Origin of the sequence: Luteibacter sp. UNC138MFCol5.1, assembly GCF_900110505.1 — a bacterium.
Lineage (GTDB): Bacteria > Pseudomonadota > Gammaproteobacteria > Xanthomonadales > Rhodanobacteraceae > Luteibacter.
Map to the genome: position 1 here is coordinate 410,886 of NZ_FODZ01000001.1, position 23,813 is coordinate 434,698.

At 69.2% G+C, this 23,813-nt stretch carries 20 protein-coding genes; 11 read left to right on the forward strand and 9 right to left on the reverse strand.

All coding sequences use genetic code 11. The annotated features are described in order from the left end of the window. Nucleotides 1-110: 110 nt before the first annotated feature. Complete coding sequence (bla, locus tag BMY69_RS01760; protein WP_090175120.1) at nt 111-905, forward strand: subclass B3 metallo-beta-lactamase; 795 nt, start codon at nt 111-113, stop codon at nt 903-905. Between the two features lie 75 nt (nt 906-980). Here the strand turns inward: bla and BMY69_RS01765 are convergent, their stop codons facing one another. After that, nucleotides 981-1,871: an acyltransferase gene (locus tag BMY69_RS01765; RefSeq protein ID WP_090058958.1), complete on the reverse strand. Its 891-nt coding sequence runs from the start codon at nt 1,869-1,871 to the stop codon at nt 981-983. A 69-nt stretch (nt 1,872-1,940) separates the two neighbouring features. Further along, entirely contained in the window at nt 1,941-4,496 is a 2,556-nt protein-coding gene (gene ligD / locus BMY69_RS01770; protein ID WP_090175121.1) for a DNA ligase D, read from the reverse strand. Between the two features lie 178 nt (nt 4,497-4,674). On the opposite strand from ligD, the gene BMY69_RS01775 reads away from it, so the two are divergent. The 3 genes from BMY69_RS01775 (at nt 4,675) to BMY69_RS01785 (ending at nt 8,347) form a co-directional block, all read left to right on the forward strand. Next, nucleotides 4,675-5,622, forward strand: coding sequence for a fimbrial protein (locus BMY69_RS01775; protein ID WP_177191045.1), 948 nt, complete (start codon nt 4,675-4,677; stop codon nt 5,620-5,622). A 92-nt stretch (nt 5,623-5,714) separates the two neighbouring features. Beyond that, on the forward strand, nt 5,715-7,403 hold the full coding sequence (locus BMY69_RS01780; protein ID WP_090175123.1) for a copper resistance system multicopper oxidase: 1,689 nt from the start codon (nt 5,715-5,717) through the stop codon (nt 7,401-7,403). Next, the gene (locus BMY69_RS01785) at nt 7,403-8,347 is read left to right on the forward strand and encodes a copper resistance protein B (RefSeq protein WP_090175124.1); all 945 of its coding nucleotides are present in this window, start codon (nt 7,403-7,405) and stop codon (nt 8,345-8,347) included. The genes BMY69_RS01780 and BMY69_RS01785 overlap by 1 nt, the downstream gene beginning before the upstream one ends. 28 nt (nt 8,348-8,375) lie before the next feature. Here BMY69_RS01785 and BMY69_RS01790 read toward each other — a convergent pair whose 3' ends face one another. Further along, a complete protein-coding gene (locus tag BMY69_RS01790; protein ID WP_090175125.1) occupies nt 8,376-9,923 on the reverse strand; it encodes an MFS transporter in 1,548 nt (515 codons plus the stop codon). A 111-nt stretch (nt 9,924-10,034) separates the two neighbouring features. On the opposite strand from BMY69_RS01790, the gene BMY69_RS19485 reads away from it, so the two are divergent. The 4 genes from BMY69_RS19485 (at nt 10,035) to BMY69_RS01805 (ending at nt 13,809) form a co-directional block, all read left to right on the forward strand. Then, entirely contained in the window at nt 10,035-10,172 is a 138-nt protein-coding gene (locus BMY69_RS19485) for a hypothetical protein (RefSeq protein WP_175472925.1), read from the forward strand. 111 nt (nt 10,173-10,283) lie between these two features. Continuing rightward, nucleotides 10,284-11,750: an alpha-L-fucosidase gene (locus BMY69_RS01795; protein WP_218143106.1), complete on the forward strand. Its 1,467-nt coding sequence runs from the start codon at nt 10,284-10,286 to the stop codon at nt 11,748-11,750. Nucleotides 11,751-11,848: 98 nt separating this feature from the next. Further along, nucleotides 11,849-12,115, forward strand: a complete 267-nt coding sequence (locus BMY69_RS01800) for a DksA/TraR family C4-type zinc finger protein (RefSeq protein ID WP_090175126.1) — start codon at nt 11,849-11,851, stop codon at nt 12,113-12,115. A 122-nt stretch (nt 12,116-12,237) separates the two neighbouring features. Then, nucleotides 12,238-13,809, forward strand: coding sequence for a methyl-accepting chemotaxis protein (locus BMY69_RS01805; RefSeq protein WP_090175127.1), 1,572 nt, complete (start codon nt 12,238-12,240; stop codon nt 13,807-13,809). A gap of 3 nt (nt 13,810-13,812) precedes the next feature. On the opposite strand, the gene BMY69_RS01810 is transcribed toward BMY69_RS01805, so the two are convergent. The 5 genes from BMY69_RS01810 to BMY69_RS01830 all read right to left on the reverse strand — a co-directional run bounded on the left by BMY69_RS01810 (nt 13,813) and on the right by BMY69_RS01830 (nt 20,680). Then, nucleotides 13,813-16,101 (reverse strand): TonB-dependent receptor, encoded by a 2,289-nt coding sequence (locus tag BMY69_RS01810; RefSeq protein WP_090175128.1) that lies wholly within the window; start codon nt 16,099-16,101, stop codon nt 13,813-13,815. Nucleotides 16,102-16,141: 40 nt separating this feature from the next. Beyond that, nucleotides 16,142-16,531 carry a DUF2946 family protein gene (locus BMY69_RS01815; protein WP_177191046.1) on the reverse strand — a complete coding sequence of 130 codons (390 nt, stop codon included), beginning with the start codon at nt 16,529-16,531 and terminating at the stop codon, nt 16,142-16,144. A gap of 131 nt (nt 16,532-16,662) precedes the next feature. Next, a complete protein-coding gene (locus BMY69_RS01820; RefSeq protein WP_090175130.1) occupies nt 16,663-18,267 on the reverse strand; it encodes an MFS transporter in 1,605 nt (534 codons plus the stop codon). Continuing rightward, complete coding sequence (locus tag BMY69_RS01825; RefSeq protein ID WP_090175131.1) at nt 18,264-19,691, reverse strand: efflux transporter outer membrane subunit; 1,428 nt, start codon at nt 19,689-19,691, stop codon at nt 18,264-18,266. Before BMY69_RS01825 ends, BMY69_RS01820 begins: the two co-directional genes overlap by 4 nt. Then, nucleotides 19,688-20,680, reverse strand: coding sequence for an HlyD family secretion protein (locus BMY69_RS01830; RefSeq protein ID WP_090058929.1), 993 nt, complete (start codon nt 20,678-20,680; stop codon nt 19,688-19,690). Before BMY69_RS01830 ends, BMY69_RS01825 begins: the two co-directional genes overlap by 4 nt. A 165-nt stretch (nt 20,681-20,845) precedes the next feature. Between BMY69_RS01830 and modA the strand changes: the two genes are divergently transcribed. From modA to BMY69_RS01845, 3 genes are read left to right on the forward strand one after another with little or no spacing between them, the layout of a single operon-like run. After that, entirely contained in the window at nt 20,846-21,592 is a 747-nt protein-coding gene (modA, locus tag BMY69_RS01835; RefSeq protein ID WP_090175132.1) for a molybdate ABC transporter substrate-binding protein, read from the forward strand. Between the two features lie 5 nt (nt 21,593-21,597). Further along, entirely contained in the window at nt 21,598-22,272 is a 675-nt protein-coding gene (modB, locus tag BMY69_RS01840) for a molybdate ABC transporter permease subunit (RefSeq protein WP_090058923.1), read from the forward strand. Beyond that, nucleotides 22,269-22,940, forward strand: coding sequence for an ABC transporter ATP-binding protein (locus tag BMY69_RS01845; protein WP_090175133.1), 672 nt, complete (start codon nt 22,269-22,271; stop codon nt 22,938-22,940). Before modB ends, BMY69_RS01845 begins: the two co-directional genes overlap by 4 nt. Before the next feature lie 17 nt (nt 22,941-22,957). Here the strand turns inward: BMY69_RS01845 and BMY69_RS01850 are convergent, their stop codons facing one another. Beyond that, on the reverse strand, nt 22,958-23,752 hold the full coding sequence (locus BMY69_RS01850) for a TOBE domain-containing protein (RefSeq protein WP_090175134.1): 795 nt from the start codon (nt 23,750-23,752) through the stop codon (nt 22,958-22,960). Between the last annotated feature and the right edge of the window lie 61 nt (nt 23,753-23,813).

Sequence of the window (23,813 nt, forward strand, 5' to 3'; positions counted from 1 at the left end):
CGACGCGCGCATCGAGATGCGCCGCAAGAACCCGTTCGCGCCATGGCGCCGCCACATCCGCGTCCCAGGCGGCGTCCTATCCTCCCGACGCCAACGCCAAGGAGATCCGCATGCGCCGCACCCTGCTCGCCCTCGCCGCCTTCATCGCCCTGCCCGCCGCCGCGGACACCAACCCGCTGTGGACGCAACCGGTCGCTCCGCATGCGATCTACGGCAACACGTACTTCGTGGGCATGAAGGGCCTCTCCGCGATCCTGGTGACCTCGCCGCAGGGGCATGTGCTCATCGACGTGCCCATGGAAGCCAACGTGGCCACGATCGAGGCGAACATCCGCAAGCTCGGCTTCCGCGTGGAGGACATCAAGGTGATCCTCAACTCCCACGCCCATTTCGATCATGCCGGCGGCATCGCGACGCTGGCGAAGGACAGCGGCGCGGTCGTGCGCGCCACCACCGCCGGTGCGAAGGAGCTTCGCCTCGGCGGCGACGATCCGAGCGATCCGCAGCATGGCGAGGCGCCGCTGTTCGCGAAGGTGGATGCGAAAGGCGATGTCGCCGACGGCACCGTGGTGCGCGTGGGACCGCTTGCGCTCACCGCGCACATCACGCCCGGCCACACGGCCGGTGGCACCGCCTGGACGTGGCGGTCGTGCGAGAACGGCGCGTGCAAGACCATCGCCTATGTCGACAGCCTGTTCGCGTTCTCGGCGGACGGGTATCGCTACAGCGACCATCCCGCGTTCGTCGCCGCGTACCGCAAGACGTTCGATCGCGTCGCCGCGTTGCCGTGCGACATCCTCGTCACGCCGCATCCGGAGCAGGGCGAAGGCAAGACGTGCGGGGAATACGCGGACGCCGGGCGCAAGCGACTCGACGAGAAGCTGGCCCAGGAAGCCGGGAAGTAACCCGCGTCACCGAGGCCGTGCCCGCCGCCGCGGGATGGCCGATACGATCGGCTCCCGCCTGCCGGTGGTGGGTGGCTAGGCGCCGAGCATCGCCCCGATCCGCGCGTCCTTCTCTGCCCACAGCGCGTTGATCCATAGCTGGAAGCGTTCGCGGAACGCCGCGTCGTTCTCGTAATCGCCGCGCATGGCGGCGGGAATCGGCAGGCGACGGATGTGCATGCGCACCTCGCGGATGCGGCCCGCGATCATGTCCATCATCGTGGCGGGGCCATCCGGATACACGATGGTCACGTCGAGGATCTGCCGGATCGCATCGCCCATCGCGTCGATCACGAAGGCGACGCCGCCAGCCTTCGGCTTGAGCAGGTGCGCGTAGGGCGATTGCTGCGCGTCGTGCTTGGCGCGCGTGAATCGCGTGCCCTCGGTGAAGTTCATCACCGAGACGGGCAGGTGGCGGAACTTCTCGCATGCGCGCCGCGTGGCGTCGCGATCCTTGCCGCGGAGTTCCGGCCGTGCCTCGAGCTGCTGGCGCGAATGACGCTTCATGAAGGGGAAATCGAGCGCCCACCACGCGGGTCCGAGCAGCGGCACCCAGATCAGCTCGCTCTTGAGGAAGAAGCGCATGAACGGAATGCGGCGGTTGAACACCCGCTGCAGCGCGGGGATGTCGACCCAGCTCTGGTGGTTGCACACCACCAGATAATTCTCACGATACGAAAGTCCCTCGTCGCCTTCGACGATCCAGCGGGTTCTCGTGAACGCGCCGAACAGCCAGCCGTTGAAGCCGAGCCAGCTCTCCGCGATGCCCACCAGCATGGCGCCGATCGACCGACGCACCGCCTGCACAGGCACCAGCAGGCGCAGCAGGGTCAGGGCGAACAGCGGCAGCACGTGCAGCACGGTGCTGACGATGAGCAGCAGGCAGGCGAGGGGAACGCGCAGGAAGGTCGGAAGCGAGGCGAACATGGGTAACGGGATGGGGAAGATGCACGGAGTCTACATGACCCGCCCTCGACGCCCCGCACCGACGGGGCGTCAGTCCCCGAGCTTGTCCGCCACGGATGCCAGGTCCTGAACCACCGTGTCGATGCCTTCCCACGGATCCTTCCTGAGACGCGCCAGCCGCTTCGGCACACTGTGGATGTCGAAGGCGTTGCCGGATTTCACCTTGCCCAGTTCGTCCCAGCGCAGGGGCACGGCGACCGGCGCGCCGGGCCTTCCGCGCAACGAATAGGAAGCGACCGCCGTGGCGCCGCGCCCGTTGCGCAGGTAATCCACATAGATCCTGCCGTTGCGGAAACGCTTCGTCGCCGTGGATACGAATTCCAGCGGATGCATGGCCGCCATGGCTTCCGCGAAGCCGCGCGCGAAGGTCTTGACCGTGTCCCATCCGGCGCCCGGGTTCAATGGCACGACCACGTGCAGGCCCTTGCCACCCGTCGTCCGCACGAAGGAGACGAGGCCCAGCTGGTCGAGCAGGCCGCGCACGAGCCGAGCGGCCGCGACGACCCGTGGCCAGGCTACGTCGTCGCCGGGATCGAGATCGAACACCACGCGGTCGGCGATGTCCGGCGAGGCGACGTGCGAGCCCCAGGGGTGGAATTCCACGGCGCCGAACTGCACGAGCTCGATGAGGCCGGCCTCGTTCCGCGGGTAGAGGTACACCGCCTGTGCGCCGGTCTCTTCCTTGAGCTTCGCGGTGCCGACGTGCTCGAGTCCGGCCATCACGTGCTTCTGGAAGAAACACGGCGAACCGATGCCTCCCGGGCAGCGGATCGTCGATGTGGGCCGGTCCGCGATCGGCGGCAGGATCCATGGCATCACGGCGCGGTAGTAGTCCACGACCTGTTGCTTCGTGATGCCGTCGTCGGGGAACACGACGCGATCGGGATGCGTGATCACGACGTCCTCCGCGCGTCCGGCCGGCGCCGTGACGGCGGGCTCGGGGCGGCTCTTGCGCGCGGACTTCGCCGCTGGCGTCTCTCGGTCGGAATCGCGGAGGTCCTTCGGTGTCTTGTCGACGCGCAGCGTCTTCAGGCTCGGCTGGCGCAGCAGATTCTTGTTGCCGATGCCGCGGTAGTAGACCTCCGCGACCGCGGTCGGCGGCACCCACAGGGCACCGCGCAGCGTGGGATCGATCGCGTCGATGCGCACGGTGGGCTTCTTTGAGCCGCCTTTCGCGAGGGTCTTGCCCAGGTCGCGCAGCATCTCGTCGGTGAATCCCGTGCCCACGCGCCCCACATAGGTCCAGCCACCGTCCGCATCGGGACGCGCGAGCAGCAGCGACCCGAACGCGAGCCGCGATCCTTTCGCCGGCGTGTAGCCGACGACGGCGAACTCGTCGCTCTCGAGGCGCTTGATCTTCTGCCAGTCGTCGCCGCGTCCGGCGTGATACGAGCCGTCCGCCCGTTTCGAGATGATCCCTTCGAGCTTCTGTTCCATCGCCATGGCGAACACGTCGTCGCCATGGCCGACGGTGTGGGCGCTGTAGGAGAGATGGGCGGGGGCGTGCGCGAGGATCCGTTCGAGCAGCGCCTTGCGTTCGACGAGCGGCGCGTGCGCGAGATCGTAGCCTTCGAGATAGGGCACGTCGAAGAGCATGTACACGAGCGGTGCGTTGGCTTCGCCGGACAGCGTCTTCTGCAGCGCGTTGAAATCGCTGCGGCCCTGCGCGTCGAGCGCGATGAGTTCGCCGTCGAGTCGCAGGCTGTCGAAACCGAGGCGCTCGACCGCCTGCACGATCTCCGGCAGGCGTTCGTTCCACGGCAGCGCGTTGCGGGACCACAGAGACGCTTTGCCCTTGGCCACGCCCGTGAGGATGCGATAGCCGTCCCACTTCACCTCGTGCAGCCATGCGTCGCCCTGTGGCGGCGACTCGCGCAGCTTCGCCAGCTGTGGGGCGAAGAACGCGGCATCGGGCTTCGCCTTGCGCGCGCCCTCCAGCGCGGCCGCTTGCTTCGCAAGCCTCGCGACGCTCACCTTCCGGCCCTTCGGCGGTGCCTTCCTGCGCGCCGTGGATGTCTTCGCCGCCGCGCGCAGCGCCGGTGTCTTCGCGGCGCGGCGCGTGCTTTCTCGCATCTTCGCGTCCATCAGGTCATCGGCCTCGACATCGCCCGCGTATTCGTCGTCCACCTTGATGAGGAACCAGGCGGGCTGGCGCTCCTTCCTGCCGCTGCGCACGAGATGCCAGCTGCCTTTCAACCGTTCGCCGAACAGCTCGAACGCGAGATGACCCTTGGCGATCTGCGCCTCCGCATCGCCGCGAGTGGCCCAGAAGCCTTTGTCGAAGAGGTCGACGTGGCCCTTGCCGTAACCCTCGTCGATGTCGCCCTCGAAGGTCGCGTACGACACGGGATGATCCTCGACCTCGACGGCGAGCCGCTTCACCTTGGGATCGTAGCTCGGCCCCTTCGGTACCGCCCAGCTACGCAGCACGTCGCCCACCTGGAGGCGGAAATCGAAATGACGCCGGGACGCGTGATGCAACTGCACGACGAAGATCGAGCGCCCGCCGGTGCCTGCGGAATCCTCGGGCGCCGGTTCGCGCGTCTTGCGGAAGTCGCGCTTGCGTCGGTAGTCCTGAAGGCTCATGCCTGATGGTTCGCTGTGGCGCGTGAACGCGCTGTCGAATAAAACCGACGGCGCGTCATCCCCTTTTGCGAAAGATCGTATGGAACGCGTGGTCGCGCCTGCGGACCATGGCTCCTCCGGCCCGCGACGGCCTGGTCGCCCCGGAACCATCCCCACCCCCGCACAAAGGTACCGCAACATGTCGATCCGTCTCGTCGGACTATCCTCGTCCCTGCTCTTCCTCGCCGTGCTTTCCCCTGTGGCTTACGCCGGCTGCACCAGCTACGCGTCGCAAGGCAGTGCGCAGCACCTCTCGTTCGGTACCGTGAAGGTGTCGCACAACGCCAAGGTGGGGGATGTGCTCGCCGAGACCACCACCGTCGCCTGGACGGGCGGTAGCGGCAAGTGTTCCAGTCCACGGCGCACCGCGACCCTCGGCATCTTCAGCAAGCCGAGCGCGATCGGAAACAAGACCTACGAGACGAACATTCCCGGTATCGGCATCCGCCTTTTCCATTACGGGTTCGGGGACAACAACAATCCCGTGCCGGACGATTTCCAGTACGGCTGGAACTTCAGTGCGCAGGTCATCAGGGGGCACTTCCGCGCGCAGCTGGTGAAGACCGCGGAGAAGGTCGGGTCCGGCGACCTGACGACCGGTACCGTCGCGCAGGCGGGATTCGACGGTCATCGGCAGATCTGGGCGGACCTCGTCAACACGCAGATCGTGCCGGAGAAACCCACGTGCGCCTTCGCCGCGAAGCAGGTTCGCTTCGACCTCGGCCAGATCGACGGCAGCATGCTCCTGTCCCAGGGATACAGCGCATGGGCGAACCAGTCGTTGGTGACGACGGGATGCACCGGCGCCACGGAGATGTTGCTGACGTTCGCCGGCGCGGCCGACGAAGCCGCACCATCGCTGTTCCGTCTCGACAACAAGGGCGCGGGCGCCGCGGGCGGCGTCGCCGTGGAATTGCGTAGCGTTCAGCCGGATGAGCAGGCACTACCCAATGCCGCGCCAATGGCGCTCCCGACGACCGACGAAGGACGCGCCTACGGATTCCGGGCCCGCTACCGGAGCACCGGAGAGGCGATCACGCCCGGAATCGCCAACGCGAGTGTCACCGTCAACGTCGCGTATCGTTGAGGCCGGCGAAGCACGTGGAGCCTGCTCCAGAGTTGTCGGAGGTGGGATATCCCGGCTAACGTCGCCGCTTGTCTCCTTGCAGCGACTGCCGCATGTCCGCCTCCGACGACTCCCGCATCCGTGGCTCCCGCCGACGTTTCGTCCAGGGTCTCGCCGTCGCGGGTATCGCCGCGGGCGCCGGAATCCGCGCGGACTTCGCCATGGCGTCCATGCCATCGGCCGGAGAACTTCGCGGTCCGGACGTCGACCTGCGTATCGGCCAGGCCACGGTCGATTTCACGGGCCGTAGCCGTCAGGCCGTCACGGTCGGTGGTGGCGTGCCGGGGCCGACGCTGCGATTCCGCGAAGGCGATGTCGCGACGATCCGCGTGCGCAACACGCTCGACACGACGTCGTCGATCCACTGGCACGGCCTCATCGTGCCCGCCGATCAGGACGGCGTGCCTGGCCTGAGCTTCCCGGGCATTCCCGCGCGCGGCGAATACACCTACCGATTCACCCTGCGCCAGTCGGGGACGTACTGGTACCACGCGCACAGCCGGTTCCAGGAGCAGAGTGGACTGTACGGCGCGATCGTCGTCGAGCCGCGTGACGGGGAGCGTTATCCGGCCGACCGCGAACACGTGCTTCTGTTCAGCGACTGGAGCGACGAAGATCCGGAGCGCATCTACGCGCGGCTGCGCACGCGCAGCGACACGTACAACTATGGACAGCCGACGTTACCGGATTTCCTGCGCGACGCACGCGCGAAGGGCTTCGGGGACGCGCTCGCGATGCGGCGCATGTGGAACCGCATGCGCATGAATCCGACCGATCTCGCCGATATTTCGGCCGCCACGTACACCTACCTGGTCAACGGCGTGACGCCCTCGGGAAACTGGAGCGGGCGGTTCGCTCCGGGCGAACGTGTGCGCCTCCGCCTGATCAACGGCTCGTCGAATTCGATCTTCGACCTGCGCATTCCCGGCCTGCGTCTCCGCGTGGTCGCGGCGGACGGGCAGGACGTCGAGCCGGTGGACGTCGACGAGTTGCGCATGTCGGCAGGCGAAACCTTCGACGTGCTGGTGGAGCCGCGTGAGGACCGCGCCTATACTGTCTTCGCCCAGTCGATCGACCGCTCGGGCTACGCCCGTGCGACGCTGGCGCCGCGCGCCGGCATGTCGGCGCCGGTCCCCGCGCTCGACCCGCGGCCGCGGCTGTCGATGCGCGACATGATGGGTTCGATGGCCGACGACGCCGGGCACGACGATGGCCCCATGGTGATGGCGAACCATGCGCGCACCGAATACGGGGCCGGGACGGACATGCGCGTCGACATGCCGCGCACCAACCTCGACGACCCGGGCGTGGGCCTGCGCGGGCGTATCCATCGCGTGCTCGCGTACGCCGACCTGCGCACCGTCGGCGGTCCGCTCGATACGCGCCCGCCGGGGCGCACGATCGAGCTGCATCTGACCGGCAACATGGAGCGCTTCGCCTGGTCGTTCGACGGTGTGAAGTACTCGGCGTCCACACCCGTGCATTTCCGTCGTGGCGAGCGTCTCCGCATGCGCCTCGTCAACGACACGATGATGAATCATCCGATCCATCTCCACGGCATGTGGAGCGAGATCGAATCGCCCGACGGCGCGTTCCAGGTACGCAAGCACACGGTCAACGTGCAACCCGCGCAGCAGGTGACGTACGCCGTCACCGCCGACAACCCCGGGCGTTGGGCGTTCCACTGCCACATGCTCTTCCACATGGAGGCGGGCATGTTCCGCGAGGTGGTGGTCTCGTGATGCGCCGGTTCGCGTTGCTGGTCGCGCTCGCGGTGCCGTCGGCGGCGTTCGCGCAGTCGATGGAAGGCATGGATCACGGCGCCATGCATCATCCCGGGGCGACCGACACCGCGGCCACACCCACGTCGTCCGATCCCCATGCGGATCACGGCATGGTCCCGGCGATGAATCACGACGGCGGCCACGACATGGGCGCGATGCGGATGGGCCCGATGCAGGGCGGAAGCGCGCCGGCGGATGCGCGCAGCCCGGACTGGTCGGACGGCGTACCTGCCTCGTCGATGCACGGCATGGCCATGCACGACATGGACGATACGGCGTCGGTCGGAACGCTGCTGCTCGATCGGCTGGAAAGCTACTCGGGGCAGGGCGGTCACGGGCAGTCGTGGGAACTCGATGGCTGGTACGGCAACGACACCGACAAGCTCTGGCTGCGCAGCGAAGGGGAGCGGGAAGATCGCCGCGCCCACGACGCCGACGTCGAGCTCTTCTGGAGTCACGCGGTCGCACCGTTCTGGGACACGCAGCTCGGTCTGCGTCGCGACGTCGGCGAGGGCGGAGGGCGCACCTGGGCCGCGTTCGGGCTCCAGGGTCTCGCGCCCTACTGGTTCGAGGTGGAGGCGACCGCGTACGCGGCGGAGGGCGGCCGTACCGCCGCGCGCCTGCGCGTGGAATACGAGCTGCTGCTGACCCAGCGGCTCATCCTGCAGCCCGAGCTGGAATTCAATGCGTACGGCAAGGACGACGATCGACGCCGCATACGGTCCGGACTGTCGAACATCGAAGGTGGCGTGCGCTTGCGCTACGAGATACGGCGCGGCTTCGCGCCCTACGTCGGCGTCGCGTGGGAACATCTGGCTGGAGGCACCGCGGATCTCGCGAGCGAACAAGGTCGCCGCATCACCGACCGGCGCTGGGTCGCGGGGCTGCGCCTGCAGTACTGAGGCGAGCTCCGTCGAGCGCCGGCGCGTGTCAGCCCGCCCTGGCGGTTCCCCTTCCCAGCACCAGTGCCGTCACCGCCGACGACACGACGGCCAGTCCCGCGGACAGCAGCATCACCGCACGGAATCCCGCCACGAACGCCTCGTGGATCGCATCGCGCGCCGCGGCATCGTCCACCACGATGCCGGCGAGCTTCGCCTTCTGCATCGCGATTTCGTGCATGACGTCGCCGGGCAGTGCGAGAGGGGCGAGTCGCGCCTGCAGGGCGAGGTCGAAGACCTGGGTCATCACGACGCCGAACACCGCGATGGCAAGCAGGCCCGCGGTGCGCGACACCGCGTTGTTCACGCCCGACGCCGTGCCCGCGAGGCTGGGCGGAAGCGCGTTCATCACGGTCGTGGTCAGCGGGGCGACCACGATGCTCATGCCCAGGCCGAGCACGCAACTCGCGGGAAAGAACGTCGTCCAGTAGCTGCCGCCGACGCCCGGTAGCGCATACAGCGCGAAACCCGCCGCGGCGACGAGCGGACCGACGATGAGGGGCAGGCGCGCGCCCACGCGGTCGACGAGCTGCCCCGTGATCCGCGAGAGCGCGAACATGATGACGATGAAGGGCAACAACGATGCGCCCGCGCCCGTGGCACCGTAGCCCTGCACCTGGATGAGGTTCAGCGGAACGAAGAACAGGCTGCCGCCGAGCGCCGCGTAAAGCAGCAGCGTCAGCGCGTTCGCGGCGGCGAAGTCGCGATGGCGGAACAGCGACAGCGGCAGCATCGGCGCCGCGGCACGCCGTTCGACGAGGACGAAGGCGACGAGGCCGGCGATGCCGATCGCCGCGGCCGCCAGCACGGCCGGCGCGGACCAGCCGAGCAGCGGGGCTTCGATCAGCGCATAGACCACGCCCGTCAGCCCGAGCGTCGCGAGCAGGGCCCCGCCGATGTCGAGCCTGCCCGCGACCTCGCCGCCGCGACTTTCCGGCACGCGCCAATAACAGATGGCGAGCAGCGCCACGCCGAGCGGCAGGTTGATCAGGAACGCCCAGTGCCAGGACACGTACTCGACGAGGTAACCGCCCAGGACCGGCCCCGCCGCCGCGGTGATGCCGCTGAACGCCGACCACGTGCCGATCGCGGCACCGCGGCGCTCCTTCGGGTACGCGCTGCTGATCAGCGCGAGGCTGCCGGGAACGAGCAGGGCCGCGCCAAGGCCCTGCAGCGCGCGGGCCGCGATCAGCGCATCGATGCCGGGCGAGAGCGCGCAGCACAGCGATGCGAACGTGAAGATCGCCGTGCCGAGGACGAACACGCGGCGTCGGCCGAAACGATCGCCCAGGACGCCGCCGACCAGCAGCAGCGCGGAGAGCAGCAGCGCGTACGCCTCCATCACCCATTGCGCATCGGCGGTCGTCGCGTCCAGCGCCTGCTGGATCGCGGGAAGGGCGACGTTGACGATGGTGCCGTCGACGAACGCCATGCCCGAGCCGACGATGGCCGCCACCAGCGTCCAGCGCTGGGCGGACGGACTGCACGCGACGACGTCGGAGGAGCTTGCGAGGGACGGGGCATCGGAGGGGCGCATGGTCGACGAGCCTACGCCTTCGCGACGCCGCGTGCCCTGGTCCTGTCACGCGACATGACGTGCCCTGAACGCAACGCGGTGTATCCGTATCCGCACCGGAGGAGACCGACCATGAACCAGCGCGAGCCGTACGACGACCCGACCACCAACTCGGGCGACCCGACCCATGGACAGCCACCTGGGCCCGAGGAACCGGTCACGACGGGCTCGGGCGACCCGCAGCACCGCATGCCGCAGGACGACGAATAACCGATGGTTGGAGCGCACCTGGGCGCGATGCTCCGGGATGTGATGCCGTCGCGTTGACATGCCACGCCTCCGCCGCGACAGTCGGGGATCGCACACCAAGGGAGCGATCCATTGAATCGACGCGATTTCGCGAAAGCGCTGGCGGTGGCCGGCGCGCTCGGCGGCGGCATGACGACGATCGGACGAGCGATGGCGTCACCGGGTGCCTCCCGCTCCGAGGGGGCACACACCGTGGTGGACCCGCAGCGCCTCCTCGAACGGCAGCAGGCCTTCCTCGACATGCGCTTCGGCATGTTCATCCATCTGAACATGGCGACGTTCGAGGAGCGCGAATGGGGCGATCCGACGCTCTCGCCGAAGCTGTTCGACCCGAAGCACCTGGACACCGATCAATGGGCGCGCGCGGCGAAGAGCGCGAACATGGGCTATGCGTGCCTGACGACGAAGCATCACGACGGCTTCTGCCTGTGGCCGACGAAGACGTCGAGCGCCAACGTCATGCAGTCGTCGTATCCGCATGACGTCGTGCGGCGCTACGTCGATTCGTTCCGCAAGGCCGGCCTTGGCGTCTGCCTGTACTTCTCGATCCTCGACCTGCGCCAGGACATCCGCGCGCGCACCGTCACGCCGGAGAAGATCGCGCTGATCAAGGCGCAGATCACCGAGCTGCTCACGAACTACGGACCGCTGACGGCGCTGATCCTCGATGGCTGGAACGCCTCCTGGTCGCGCATCTCGTACGCGGAGCTCGCATACCGCGAGATCTACGACCTCGTCAAAACGCTGCAGCCCGATTGCCTGCTCACCGATCACAACGCGGGCAGCTATCCCGGCACCGCCCTGTACTACACGGACATCAAGCAGTACGAGCAGCATGCGGGTCAGAAGATTCCGCCGGACAGCCCGGTGCCGTCGCAGTCGGGCACCACGCTGCAGAGCGACTGGTTCTGGAAGAAGGCCTACCCGACGGCCGAACTCGCCTCGGCGAAGACCATCGTCGAGGAGTGGCTGAAGCCGTTCAACGACAACCACTGCAACCTGATCCTCAACGTCGCGCCCAACCGCGACGGCCGCTTCGACGACAACGCCGTGGCCCGGCTGGCGGAGATCGGGCGCCTGTGGAAGAACCCCGGTCCCGCGCCGAAGATCGCGCGCTCGGTGACCATCACCACCCCCGACCTCGCGGCGGGCCGGCCCGCCTGGGCCAGCGCGAGCGACGAGGCGGTCGGGCCCGACCAGGCTTTCGACGACGATTTCCGCAGCTACTGGCTCGCGGATCGCGGCAAGGAGGATGCGTGGATCGAGGTGCGTTTCGACGCGCCGGTGTCGTTCAACACGCTGTCCATCGTCGAGCCGCTGCATGCGGAGGGCTACGGGAATACCAGCCGCATCGCCACCTACAAGGTCGAGGTCGAGCGCGATGGGGCGTGGGTGACGCTGGTATCCGGAACGAAGCCTGCGCATTACCAGTTCCATGAAATCCCGCGCGCGACGGCGAAGCGCGTGCGGTTGTCGGTGACGGGCAAGCAGCCGGGCGTCACCGAGTTCGGGCTCTACGACGAACCGAGGAAGGGCTGAGGGGCACGGCGAGGGCAAGCCAACGCCCTCGTCACGCCTTTAAAACCAAGGGTTTGCCACCATCTCTGGGCATGACAGCGAGTCCCCGGAGGTGACCCATGGCGACCGGTTGGGCCGGCGACACGGCCGTACAGGACCAGATCGACGCCACCGTCGAAGACGCGGTGAAGCGTGCGCGTAGCCGCATGGCGAAGGGGCCGAGCCTCGAGCGCTGCGAGGAGTGCGACAACCCGATTCCCGAGGCCCGCCGCAAGGCCGTCCCGGGAGTGCGCCTGTGCGTCGCCTGCCAGGAGGCCGCCGATCGGGACGAAGCCGCCTTCGCCGGATACAACCGCCGCGGCAGCAAGGACAGCCAGTTGCGCTGAGCCTCATTGCTTTGTCTTCGTGCTGCCAAGTTATTGAAATAAAAAAGAAATATGCCGAAAATCGCTAAAGTCGGCGGGCTTGGCGCCGACATCGAGGGTTCCCCGTTCCCCTCGAGCTTTCCATGCGCCTCCCCCGGTTTTCCGTTCCGACCCTGACGCTCCGCACCCGGCTGGTGCTCCGGCTCGCCGGCACGATCCTTCTTCTGCTCGCCCTGTGGATCGTCGGTGGCGCGCAGCTGCGCACCGCCGACCGCAGGCTCAACGATGTCGTTGGCGGCACGCTCGCCCCGGTCGCCGACGTCGGCCACATCCAGAACGATTACAACGACCTGCTCGACGCACTGGTCCACGCGACGCTGACGCGGCTGCCCTCGGCGCTCGACGATGCGGCGACATTCATAGGCACGGACCGCAAGCGCATCGACCGCCAGTGGCGCTCGCTCGAGGCCAGCGCCCTCGGCCGGGACCAGGCGAAGCTCGTCCAGCTCGCCGCCGCGCATCGCAAGGCCGCCGACGACGCGGTGGACGCGGTGCTCGAGCTGCTCAGGGCGGAGCAATACGACCTCGCCCAGTTGCAGCTGTCGAACGACGTGCAGGCGGCGGTCGTGCCCCTGAAGAGCGACTTCTCCAACCTGTTCGCCCTCGCGCTCGACGGCGGCAAGGCCGCGGTGGACGCGCAGCACGCGGAGATCCGTCGCGGCGCGGTCTGGTCGTCGGTGCTGCTCGGCGTCGCCCTCGTCCTCGCCGGCACGGTCGACGTCGCGATCATCGTCTCGCTGGGACGCCGGCTGCGTCAGGCCGCCGATGTCGCCGCCGCCATCGCGCAGGGACGCCTCGGCGAGCGCATCGACGTCGGCCGGGACGACGAGGTGGGCCGCCTGCTTGCCTCGCTCTCGCACATGGATGCGCAGCTCGTGCGCGTCGTGTCCCACGTCCGTCATCGTGCCGCGCTCGTCGCGGAGGCCGCGTCGGGGATCGAACACGGCAACGACGCGCTCAGCGAACGCACGCGCATCCAGGCCGCGCATGTCGACCACACCACGCGCTCGATGCGCGAGATGGCCGCCGCCGTCGCGTCCGGCCTCGGTCAGGCGACGCAGGCCAACGGCGCCGTCGGCGAGGCGCGCGAACTCACGGAACAGGGTCGGGACATCGCCGGTGCCGCGATCGACACGATGCATGCCATCCGCCACAACAGCGAACGCATGACCGAGGTTCTGGACCTGGTCGACCAGGTCGCCTTCCAGACGAACCTGCTCGCCCTCAACGCCGCCGTCGAGGCGGCGCGGGCCGGCGAGCACGGCCGTGGCTTCGCGGTCGTCGCGCACGAAGTGCGCGAGCTCGCGCGGCGTTGCGCCGCCGCGGCACGCGACATCCGCACGCTGATCTCGGAGAGCGACGAAGCCGTCCAGGCCGGCGTCGCCTCCGTCGACCGCGCGGCCGACGTGCTCTCGCACATCGGCACGCGCGTGTCGTCGCTGGCGACGATGATGGCCTCCGTGATGGACGCCACCCGCGGCCAGCGCGACGGCATCGCGCGTGTCGACGAAGCGGTGGCGGGCATCGACGGCGCCGCGCGTGAAAACGCGGAGCTCGTCGGCCGCGCCGCCGGCGCGAGCCGCGCGATGCGCGAGAGCGCAGAGACCCTGAAGCAGGAAGTGGCCTACTTCAGCCTCGCCGACGAAGCCGCCTGACGCTCACAGGTGGAACTTCGCCTCCACGAGGTACGTGCGCGAGGGGTAGGGGTAGTACACGTAGTAGCGCCGATCCGTCAGGTTGTCGACGCCCACGCCGAGGTCGACGTGATCGCCGGCCTTCCACGTGACCTTCGCGTCGAAGGTAAGGAAGTCGCTGGCGCCGCCGAACGTGTCGGGATGGATGTCGCTGTGGTCGAGCGTGTTGTACTGCCTTCCCGAATAGCGGCCGGCGAGCGTGAGCGCGAGCCGTTCGGTCGCGCGCCAGGTGGCGACGAGGTTCGCCCGCCATCGGGGGATGCGATAGAACTGCTTGCCTTCCGACGCCGGATTCTTCCGGTTAGTCACGGTGGTCGCCTGCGTCCAGGCGACGTTCGCGGTGAGGTCGACGCCCTGCCAGACGACGTCCCGCGCGTCGTAACTCGCCTCGGCACCGCGCGTCCTCACCAGGCCGACGTTCTGCACGTTGGTGACGTTCGGGAACACGGTCGTGTCCGTCTGGCTGAAGAGCGTATCGCGCGTGTCGCTGCGGTACACCGTGAAGCGTGCGACGCCGTTGTCGTGGTACCACTCGGCGGAAAGTTCGCGCGACAGGTCGTTCTCGGGCTTCAGCGACGGATCGTTGTTGACCAGCGCGATACCGTTGAACGTGCCCTGGAACAGCTCGTTCACCGTCGGGAAGCGATATGCGCGGGCCGCCGAAAGGCGCAGCAGCAGCGAGTCGCTGACGGTCCACGCCAGCGAGGCCTTGGGCGAGGTGTGCGACTCCTTGCGCTCGGGGTAGGCGACGCGCGCCGTCGCGTTGGCGCGCATGCCGCCGAAGGCGCGCCATTGCTCATAGCGCGCGCCGATGGTCAGGCGCCACGCGTCCAGCAGCTGCCAGGCATCCTGCACGTACACGGCCTGCGTCTGGGTGCTGCCGCCGTTCGAGGCCGTGCGCGCGCCCGCGTCGCCGCGTCGCCAGGCGTCCAGCGCGTAGCTCGCGTTGTCGAGGCGGTAGCCGTCGTAGTGGTAGCCGAAACTCAGCGTATGCGTGTTCGGCGCGATGCCGTCGGGCGCATGGCTGGCACGCAGGTCGAACGTCCGCCAGCGGCTGCCGTCGCCGGCGGTGAGGAGGCCGGCACCGTCGTACGTCGCGGCCGAAGCCACGCGGTCGCGGTTACGGTCCATGTCGAAGTAGGACGCGTTGCCCTCGACGTTCCAGCCGCTGTCGCGATGCGTGCCGAGCGAGACGCCGTAGAGATAGTTCCGGCTCTGCCGCGTGCTGGGCGCGAAGTAGTTCGCGGGCAGCGTGTACTGGCGTCCGTCGATGCTCACCGGTCCCGACCACACGGGGCGCCCGTCGGCGTCGCGCAGGAACGTCTCGGTGCGGTGCGACATGTCCTGGTTCCAGTAGCCCGCGGTGACGCCGCCGGTCACGTCGGGCGTGAAGTCGTACGTCAGGCGCAGGTGCGCCTCGTCCTGGCTCGTCGCCTCCTGGCCTTCCGCGTTGATGCCGACGATCTGGCGCGGCAGGCCATTGGCGCCGGTGTCCGCGATCGCGCCGCCGACCGGGCGCGCACCGCCGGGCCGCGTCGACAGGTTCTGCGTGGCGTACACCAGCGGCTGCCCGTTGGATTGCAGGTGCGACACGCCGACGAGGAACGCGAAGCGCCCCGAACGATCGCCGATCGTCGCGCTCTGCCGGCTGCCGCCGAAGTCGCGGTCGACACCGTAGTCGTCCACGTGCTGCGTGAACGCCTGGACCTCGCCGGTCACCTCGAGGCGATCGGGCATGCGTGTCGTCAGCAGCACGGTCGCGCCGATGGCATTGCCGGGATACAACGCGGAATACGCGCCGTAGATCACGTCGACGCGCGCCAGGTTCTCCGGGAACGCCATCGACCAGCGCGGCGGATTCGCCCAGTTGTTGCCCAGCAGGTTGGAAAGCAGCAGGCCATCGAGGTAGACGAGGCCGCGCGCGCTCTGCTGGTTGCTCGTGCCGCGGACGGAAAACGTGGCGTTCTCGTCGCCGATGAAGCGCTTGCGGATGCCGAACGAGGGCAGGTACTTCAGGGCGTCTTCGACGTTGACGACGTTCAGGCGGTCGAGTTGCGCCGCGCTGACCGTCTCGACGACGGAGGGCGTGTCGGGATCGACGCTGCTGTCGTGGCTCGCGGCGGAGACACGCACTTCGCGCAACGTGGTCGCGCGTTGCGGTTCGTCGTCCGCGTGCGCGGCGAACGAGAGCGTCGCGAGCGCGCAGGCGATGGCGCGCGACAGCGCGCGCCCATGGGAATGGCACAGGGGCATGAGGTGGGGTCCATGATCGTTGGCGTACGGGATCGGAAGATCAGGCGTGCGCCGCGGACGGTGGCCCTCGGGGTGGTGCGTGGATGGTGTGGATCGCCGGCCCGGCGCGAATGGCCGGAAGCGGGGCGGGCATGTGCAGGATCGCGAGCAGCGGGTGGCCGATGAACGCCGTGCCCGCCATCGCGGGCTGCTGCGCGAACAGGGTGCAGTAGCCGCAGGCCGCATCCGGATCGCAGGCCTCGTGACCGCCGTGGGACGGAGGCATCGCCATGTGACCCATGGCGGCATGGTCCATGCCTTCGTGGGACATGCCGCCGTGGGCGGTCGTCCGCGATTCACACCACGGGCCGAGGTCCGGGAACGCGAGCCACTCGACGGTGCGCGACACGGTCGGTACGAGCGCGGTGAGCCAGACGGCGACGAGCGCCATCCATCCCAGCCATCGCTTCGAAACCGCGCTGCGGCGCACGGGCATACCCCTTGATTCAACCCTGGATCAGGGTCCGGAGATCATCGCATGGCGTCGCGTGAAGCCCATGCGACACGGTGTCGCTGGGCCGGTCAGGTCCGTGACGACGGCAGTGGCGGCACGGCGGGCGCGGTGACGATCGGCGGCGGTTCGCGCAGCACGAGCACGAGGCAGACGCCGAGCAGTCCGACGCACGAGGCGAGCAGGAAGCCGTCGAGGGTCGACAGCGTGTACGCCTGGGCGCGCACGGCGGCGGCGAGCAGTCCCGTACCGCGCGCCTGCGCATCGCCGGTGCCCTGCGTCGACGCGCCCACGACCTGCACATAGGCGGCGATACGCTCCATCGTGGCCGGATCGCCGGCGGCCACGTGCTGGCCGATGAGGTTGGAATGCAGTTGCTCCGCCTTGCGCGTGAAGAGGACGAGCACCGAGGTGCCGAGTTCGCCTCCGAACAGTCGAGCGGTCTGGATGATGGCGCCGAACGTGATCCCGTCCGCGGGGCCGACATGATGGCCGAAGAAATAGATGACCGCGGTCAGCTCTAGCGTCTCGCCGACCGCCTGCAATAGCAGGGCCCATCGGAAGCTCTCCTCCGACCATTGCGACGTGATGCCGGTGGCCAGCAGGAACCCCGCGGTCGCGATCGTCAGTCCGGTGCCGATCGCGAAGCGCGCGTCGATACGATTGAGCAGCCAGGCGACGGTCGGCGCGATGACGAGCTGGGGTAACGCCACCCACAGCAGGGCGCTGCCCACCTCGAGGGGCCGCAATCCGCGTACGGAAATGAGGTAGTTCGCCACGAGGGTGTTGCTCGACGTCACGAGGAAGCGCGTGATCAGGACCAGGACGATGCAAACCATCACGTTGCGGCGGATGAGCAGCGTGAAATCGATGCTCGGCGTGGGTAGCGTCGCCTCGTGCAGGAGGAACGCGCCCACGGCGATGACTCCGGACGCGAGCAGCGTCACGATGAGCGTGGACGAGAACCAGTCGAGACGGTCGCCCTGGTCGAGCGCGATGAAGATCAGGGTGAAGCCGGACGCGCCGATGACCATGCCGCGGAAATCGCCCGCGCGGAGGAAGTCGCGATCGATAGGGATGCGCCGCAGGCCGAACCAGTAGAGGCCGAACAGCGGCATCGCGAGCACGGTGTTCTGCCAGAAGATCCAGTTCCAGGTGACGTGTTCGACGTACCATCCTTCGAGGGTGGAGGCGACGTTGAGACCGAGGATGATGTTCATCGCGTAAGCGGCGAGGCCCCAGGGCCAGAGTGTCTTCGGCAACGACGTGAGGATGAACGCGGCGGTCAGGGGGATGAACGTTCCGGAGCCCAGCCCGGCGAACACCTGCAGCAGGAGCATCGTGTGCAGGTCGGGCGAGAAGGGGATGAGGAACTCCGCCAGTCCGTAGGTGACGCAACCCGCGAGCAGCACGCGGCGTGGCGAGAACGCGCGACCAAGGAAGATCGAGATCGGCCCGATCATCATCTGCGCGGCCGAGAACGCCGTCGGGATCCATGCGCCTTCGTCGAAGCCCGCGCCCACCGCGCCGCGCAGGTCGGCGAGGCCGATGGACGTGAGGCGCGAGGTGAGCGTGGTGGCGATGGCGCCGACGAGCACGGCGACGATGCCCAGCCAGGGCAGGGGCGCGGTCGGGGCGGGAGCGGGCGCGGCCACGGTGGCCGCCGTCGCGTTCATGGGCCGCCGTTCGCGGTGGCGACCGGCTGCCTCGGCACGGCGTCGCCTTCGCGCCAGCCGCCGCCGAGCGCCTTGATCAGCGATACCGCGGCCAGCAGGCGCTGCCGGTCGTTCTGGATGGCGGCGCGCTGCGTCACGAGGGCCTGTCGCTCGGAGTCGACGACCTCGAAGTAGCCGGCCAGTCCGCGGTCGTAGCGCGATCGCGACACTTTCGCCGCCGCGACGGTCGCATCGACGGTCGCATCGAGGGCTTCGCCGCGCTCGCGCAGCCAACGCGTGTCGTCGAGGGAATCCTGCACCTCGCGGAACGCGACGATGCCGCTCTGCTTCCACTTCGCCAGGGCCCCGCGGTACGCGGCCTCGGCACCCTGCAGGTTCGCGCGGTTGCGCCCGCCCTCGAAGATCGGCAGCCGCACGGCGGGCCCGATCGACCATGCCTGGCTGTCGCTGCGCGTGATGTCGCCGAGGCGGTTGCTCGCGACGCCGGCGGACGCCGTGAGGCTGAGCTGCGGAAAGAAGGCCGCCTTCGCCACGCCGATGCGCGCGCTCGCGGCGGCCAGGGCGCGTTCGTCCGCCGCGACGTCCGGGCGGCGCTCGAGCAGCGCGGAGGGGAGGTCGGCCGGAACGTCGGGCACGACCGGCGTCCATGGCCGCGCGGGCACCGAGAACTCCGGGGCGTTGCGTGCCTCGAGCACGGCGAGCGCGTGTTCGAGGTTGTCGCGGCTCCGGCGGGCGTCCGCGAGATCCGCGCGCGTCTGCGTCAGGTCCGCTCGTGCGCGGAGCACGTCGAGATCGCCGACGACGCCCGCCCTCGCGCGCCGGTCGGCGAGCTGCAGCGCGTCCTCGCGCAGGCCCACCGTGCGCACCAGCACGTCGATGTCGCGATCGGTGCTGCGCAGGGACAGATAGGTCGACGCCGTGGATGCCGCGAGGCTCAGGCGCAGCGCGGCGATCGTGTCGGCATTGCCTTCGACCTCGGCGCCCGCCGCTTCCACGCTGCGACGCACGCGGCCCCAGAGGTCGACTTCATAGGCCGCGTCGACCGGCACGCGCCAGAGCGTCGTCTCCAGCATGGGCAGGCGGTTGTCCACCGTGCCGGACGTGCGTCCCCGGGCATAGGCGGGATCGAGCGTCACGTTCGGGAATTCGTCGGCGCGGGCCACGCCCAGCAGCGCGCGGCTCTGGTCGTAACGCGCGAGCGCTCCGGCCAGGTCCTGGTTCGCCGCGAGCGTGGATTCCACGTGCCGGGACAGCTCCTCGTCGCCGAAAAGCGTCCACCACGCGTCCGGCAGCGGTGCTGCCGCCGCGGGAGCGTCGTGCCATGCCGCCGGCGCGGGGGCGTCGGGCCGCCGGTAATCCGGACCGACCACGCAGCCGGCGAGGCAGGCCAGTGCCGCGGCGAGCATGACGTGCTTCGCGCTCACGGTTCCGCCTTGCCGTCTTCGCGAATCTTGACGATGGTCGACAGCCCGGGGACGAGCCGTGGCCGGTAATGCCCCAGGTCGTCCGACGAGAAGAGGATCTTCACCGGGACGCGCTGCACCACCTTCGTGAAGTTGCCGGTCGCGTTGTCCGGCGGAAGCAGCGCGAACTGCGAGCCGGAGGCCGGCGCGAAGCTGTCGACGTGCCCAAGGAAGCGCACGTCGGGAATCGCGTCGATCGTCATGTGCGCCTCGGTCCCGCGGCGGATGCCATGCAGCTGCGTCTCCTTGAAGTTGGCGACGACCCAGACCTCGTCCGAGACGATCGCGAGCAGCGTCTGTCCCGCGTTCACCCGCGCGCCGACTTCGACGTTGCGGCGTCCCACGTAGCCACTGACGGGCGCGACGACCTTCGTGTACCCGTAGGCGAGCAGGGCGTCGTGCAGGGCGGCCTCCGCGGTGGCGACCTGCGCCTGCGCCGACTCGAGGGCCGCCACGGCGGCGACCTTCCGCGCCTCCGCGCTCGCCCGGTTCGCGACCGCGGAATCCGAGGCCGCGCGGGCCGCGTCGAATTCCTGCTGGGAGATGCCGCGAGGCGTCTCGTGCACGAGCTCGTCGGCGCGGCGCAGGTCGAGCGCCGTCTTCCGCGTCGAGGCGTTGGCGGCCACGATCGCGGCGGACGCCTCGGCGATCTGGGCCTCCGCGCTGGCGACCTGGCCCTTGGCCCGGTCGATTTCCGCCCGTGCCTGCTCGACCGCCACGTCGAAGTCGCGGGTGTCCAGTTCCAGGAGGACGTCGCCCGCCTTCACGTGCTGGTTGTCGTTCACCCGCAGTACCTGGACGGTGCCGGTCACGCGCGGGGCCACCGGATGGATGCGTCCGGTGACGTACGCGTCGGTGGTGGTTTCCGTCCGGTCCAGCCAGAAGAACAGCAGGACCGCCAGCGTGCCCAGCACGAGCAGTCCGCCGATGATCGCCAACGCGTGTTTCATGTGCCCCTTCCCTGTTCGTAAGGCGCCACGCTGCCATCCCTCACGTTAACAGGCTTGGCGATTCTTTCCGGATCGACCGGTAATGCGGAGCGCGCGGTCGGGCGCATTGACCGCCCGCTATGTAGATTCCTATATTGCGGTCGTCACGTCCCAAGGATCGCACCCATGCGGCTTCGCCCGTTCGTCGCGCTGCTCCTGCTCGCCGCCTCGGGTTCCGCCGCGGCGGCCGACCTCGTCGTGTCCGCCGCCGCCAGCCTCACCGACGCCTTCCAGGCGGTGGGCAAGGCGTACGAGGCGAAGCATCCGGGCACCCACGTGGTGCTCAACTTCGCGGCGTCGGACGTGCTGCTGCGCCAGATATCGAGCGGCGCGCCGGCCGACGTCTTCGCGTCCGCCGACCAGGCCGCGATGGACCAGGCCGCGGCCGCGAAAGCCATTGACGTGTCCACGCGTCGCGATTTCGCCCGCAACGGCCTCGTCCTCATCGTGCCCGAAGGCGATCCCGCGAAGGTCGCTTCGCCGGAAGGCCTTCGCGCGTCGGTGGTGAGGCGCGTCGCCTATGGCGACCCGGCTTCCGTGCCCGCGGGACGCTACACGAAGGCCGCGCTCGAACAGCAAGGCCTGTGGGAGTCCGTCTCGGCCAAGGGCGTGCTCGCGCAGAACGTCAGGCAGGCGCTCGACTATGTCGCGCGCGGCGAAGTCGAGGCCGGGTTCGTCTTCGCGACGGATGCGCATCTCATGCGCGATCGCGTCGACGTGGTCGCCGACGTCGCGACACCGACGCCGGTCACCTATCCCATCGCGGTGGTGGCGGGGTCGAAGCACGCCCGGGAAGCCGCCGCCTTCGAGGACTTCGTGGTCTCGGCCGAGGGCCGGAAGATCCTGGCTGTGTTCGGATTCCAGGCGCCCTGAACGCCGTGGACGCGATCTGGGTGCCGCTCGCGCTGACGCTCAAGGTCGCGCTCTGGGCGACGGCCATCAACCTCGTGCTCGGCGTGGCGGTCGCCTTCGGACTGGCGCGCTGGCGCTCGCCGGCGCGCGAGGTGGTCGATTCGGTACTGACGCTGCCGCTGGTGCTCCCGCCCACCGTGCTCGGTTACTACCTGCTCGTGCTGTTCGGACGCCGAGGCGTGTTCGGCGAGTGGCTCGACCGGCTCGGCATCGAACTCGTGTTCACCTGGCAGGGCGCCGTGGCCGCCTCCACGCTGGTCGCGTTCCCGCTCGTGCAGAAGGCGGCGCGCGCGGCGTTCGAGGCGGTCGATCCGCAGCTGGAGGACGCCGCGCGCGTGCTCGGCCTGCGCGAGGCCTCGGTCTTCTTCCGCGTCTGCCTGCCGCTCGCCGCGCGAGGCATCACCGCCGGCGCGCTGCTGGCCTTCGCGAGGGCGCTGGGCGAGTTCGGCGCGACGCTGATGATCGCCGGCAACCTTCCGGGACGCACCCAGACCCTCTCCGTCGCGATCTACGCGGCCGTGCAGGCAGGCGACGACCGCACGGCCGGTGTCATGGTGGCCGTGATATCGGTCACCTGCGTCGCCGCCCTTCTGCTGGCGGGCTGGCTGGCGCCCGGACACCTGCGGCGGGTGCGGCCATGAGCGTTGTGGACGTGGCCATCCGCAAGCTCCTGCGCGCCGACGACAGGCACTTCGAGCTCGACGTCGCCTTCGCCTCGACGCAGCGGCGCATCGTCCTGTTCGGCCCGTCCGGCGCGGGCAAGAGCCTCACGCTGCGCGCCATGGCGGGCCTGCTGACGCCGGACGCCGGGCACGTCCGCGTCGACGGGCGGACGCTGTTCGACGACGCGGCCGGGGTCGACCTGCCCGCGCGCGAACGCGGCGTGGCCTATCTTTTCCAGGACTACGCCCTGTTTCCCCACCTGACCGTCGCCCAGAACGTCGCTTTCGGCCTGCACAGGGGCTGGCTCAACGCGCCGCGGCACACGAAGGACGAGCGCGTGCGGCACTGGATCGAAGCGCTGGAACTCGGCGGCGTGGCCGCCAGCTATCCGGCACGCATCTCCGGCGGTCAGCGCCAGCGGGTCGCCCTCGCCCGCGCCCTGGTTTCGTCGCCGCGCCTGCTCCTGCTCGACGAGCCCTTCGCGGCGCTCGATCCCGCGCTGCGCGGGCGCATGCGTTCGGAGCTCCTGGCGCTGCAGTCGCGCCTCGACCTGCCCATGCTCGTGATCACGCACGATCCGGCGGACGTCGAGGCCCTCGACGGCCACACCATCGAGATCCGCGACGGCCGGGTCGGCCACGACTGACCCTCGGATGGGCGGTTTCAGTCGGTGACGCCGAGGATGACCGCCGACGCGTCGAAGATCGCCACCACGGCCGAGCCTTCGGCCAGTTCGAGCGACGCGGCCGCCTCCCGGGTCACGATCGCCGTCATGCTGCCGCCGCTGGCCAGGTCGATGGTGACCTCGCTGTTCACCGCGCCGGGCAGTACCTGCCGCACCACGCCTTCCAGCCGGTTCGACGCCGAGACGCGCAGGTGCTCGTCGGGCAGGCCGAGGATCACCCAGCTCGCCTTGACGAGCGCGACGACCGGCCGTCCGGGCGCAAGCCCGAGACTGGCGGTGCTCTCCCGCGTGATCGTGGCCACCACGGTGGCGCCCCCGTTGAGTTCGACGGTCACGGTGTCGTTGACCGCCCCTTCGGCGATATCCCGGACCGTGCCCGCCAGCTGGTTCCTCGCACTCGTTCGCATCGTGAATCGCCTCAGCAGGTGGAGATCGTTCGTCGCGTCTTCGCCGAGCGCGGCGAGGCGTTCGACGAAGCGACGGTGTTCGGCTTCTATGCCGCGGAACGACGCGATGAGCCGCTGCGCCCTCGGGGTGAGCGAGGCGCCGCCACCGCCGCGGCCTCCGGTGGCACGGAGCACCAGTGCCTCGCCGGCCAGGTTGTTCATGGCTTCCACGGCGTCCCACGCGCCCTTGTAGCTCATGCCCACGGCCTTGGCGGCCGCGGTGATCGAACCGGTCTCGCCGATCCTGGCCAGCAGTTCGATGCGGTCGGTGCCACCCCAGCGACGCGCGCCGTCGGTGAGCCAGAGCGAACCCTCGTAATGGAGCATCGTGTCACCGCGAATGAAGTTTCCCCGGTCGAGTCTAGCCCCGGCGCCCCCCTCTCGTGGG

Coding starts and splice junctions, on each gene's coding strand:
- bla (WP_090175120.1), top strand. CDS start 111: ATGCGCCGCACCCTGCTCGCCCTCGCCGCCTTCATCGCCCTGCCCGCC.
- BMY69_RS01785 (WP_090175124.1), top strand. CDS start 7,403: ATGCGCCGGTTCGCGTTGCTGGTCGCGCTCGCGGTGCCGTCGGCGGCG.
- BMY69_RS01845 (WP_090175133.1), top strand. CDS start 22,269: ATGAGCGTTGTGGACGTGGCCATCCGCAAGCTCCTGCGCGCCGACGAC.
- BMY69_RS01800 (WP_090175126.1), top strand. CDS start 11,849: ATGGCGACCGGTTGGGCCGGCGACACGGCCGTACAGGACCAGATCGAC.
- BMY69_RS01850 (WP_090175134.1), bottom strand. CDS start 23,752: ATGCTCCATTACGAGGGTTCGCTCTGGCTCACCGACGGCGCGCGTCGC.
- BMY69_RS01820 (WP_090175130.1), bottom strand. CDS start 18,267: ATGAACGCGACGGCGGCCACCGTGGCCGCGCCCGCTCCCGCCCCGACC.
- modA (WP_090175132.1), top strand. CDS start 20,846: ATGCGGCTTCGCCCGTTCGTCGCGCTGCTCCTGCTCGCCGCCTCGGGT.
- BMY69_RS01815 (WP_177191046.1), bottom strand. CDS start 16,531: ATGGCGCTCGTCGCCGTCTGGCTCACCGCGCTCGTACCGACCGTGTCG.
- BMY69_RS01765 (WP_090058958.1), bottom strand. CDS start 1,871: ATGTTCGCCTCGCTTCCGACCTTCCTGCGCGTTCCCCTCGCCTGCCTG.
- BMY69_RS01810 (WP_090175128.1), bottom strand. CDS start 16,101: ATGCCCCTGTGCCATTCCCATGGGCGCGCGCTGTCGCGCGCCATCGCC.
- BMY69_RS01830 (WP_090058929.1), bottom strand. CDS start 20,680: ATGAAACACGCGTTGGCGATCATCGGCGGACTGCTCGTGCTGGGCACG.
- BMY69_RS19485 (WP_175472925.1), top strand. CDS start 10,035: ATGAACCAGCGCGAGCCGTACGACGACCCGACCACCAACTCGGGCGAC.
- ligD (WP_090175121.1), bottom strand. CDS start 4,496: ATGAGCCTTCAGGACTACCGACGCAAGCGCGACTTCCGCAAGACGCGC.
- BMY69_RS01805 (WP_090175127.1), top strand. CDS start 12,238: ATGCGCCTCCCCCGGTTTTCCGTTCCGACCCTGACGCTCCGCACCCGG.
- BMY69_RS01790 (WP_090175125.1), bottom strand. CDS start 9,923: ATGCGCCCCTCCGATGCCCCGTCCCTCGCAAGCTCCTCCGACGTCGTC.
- BMY69_RS01780 (WP_090175123.1), top strand. CDS start 5,715: ATGTCCGCCTCCGACGACTCCCGCATCCGTGGCTCCCGCCGACGTTTC.
- BMY69_RS01775 (WP_177191045.1), top strand. CDS start 4,675: ATGTCGATCCGTCTCGTCGGACTATCCTCGTCCCTGCTCTTCCTCGCC.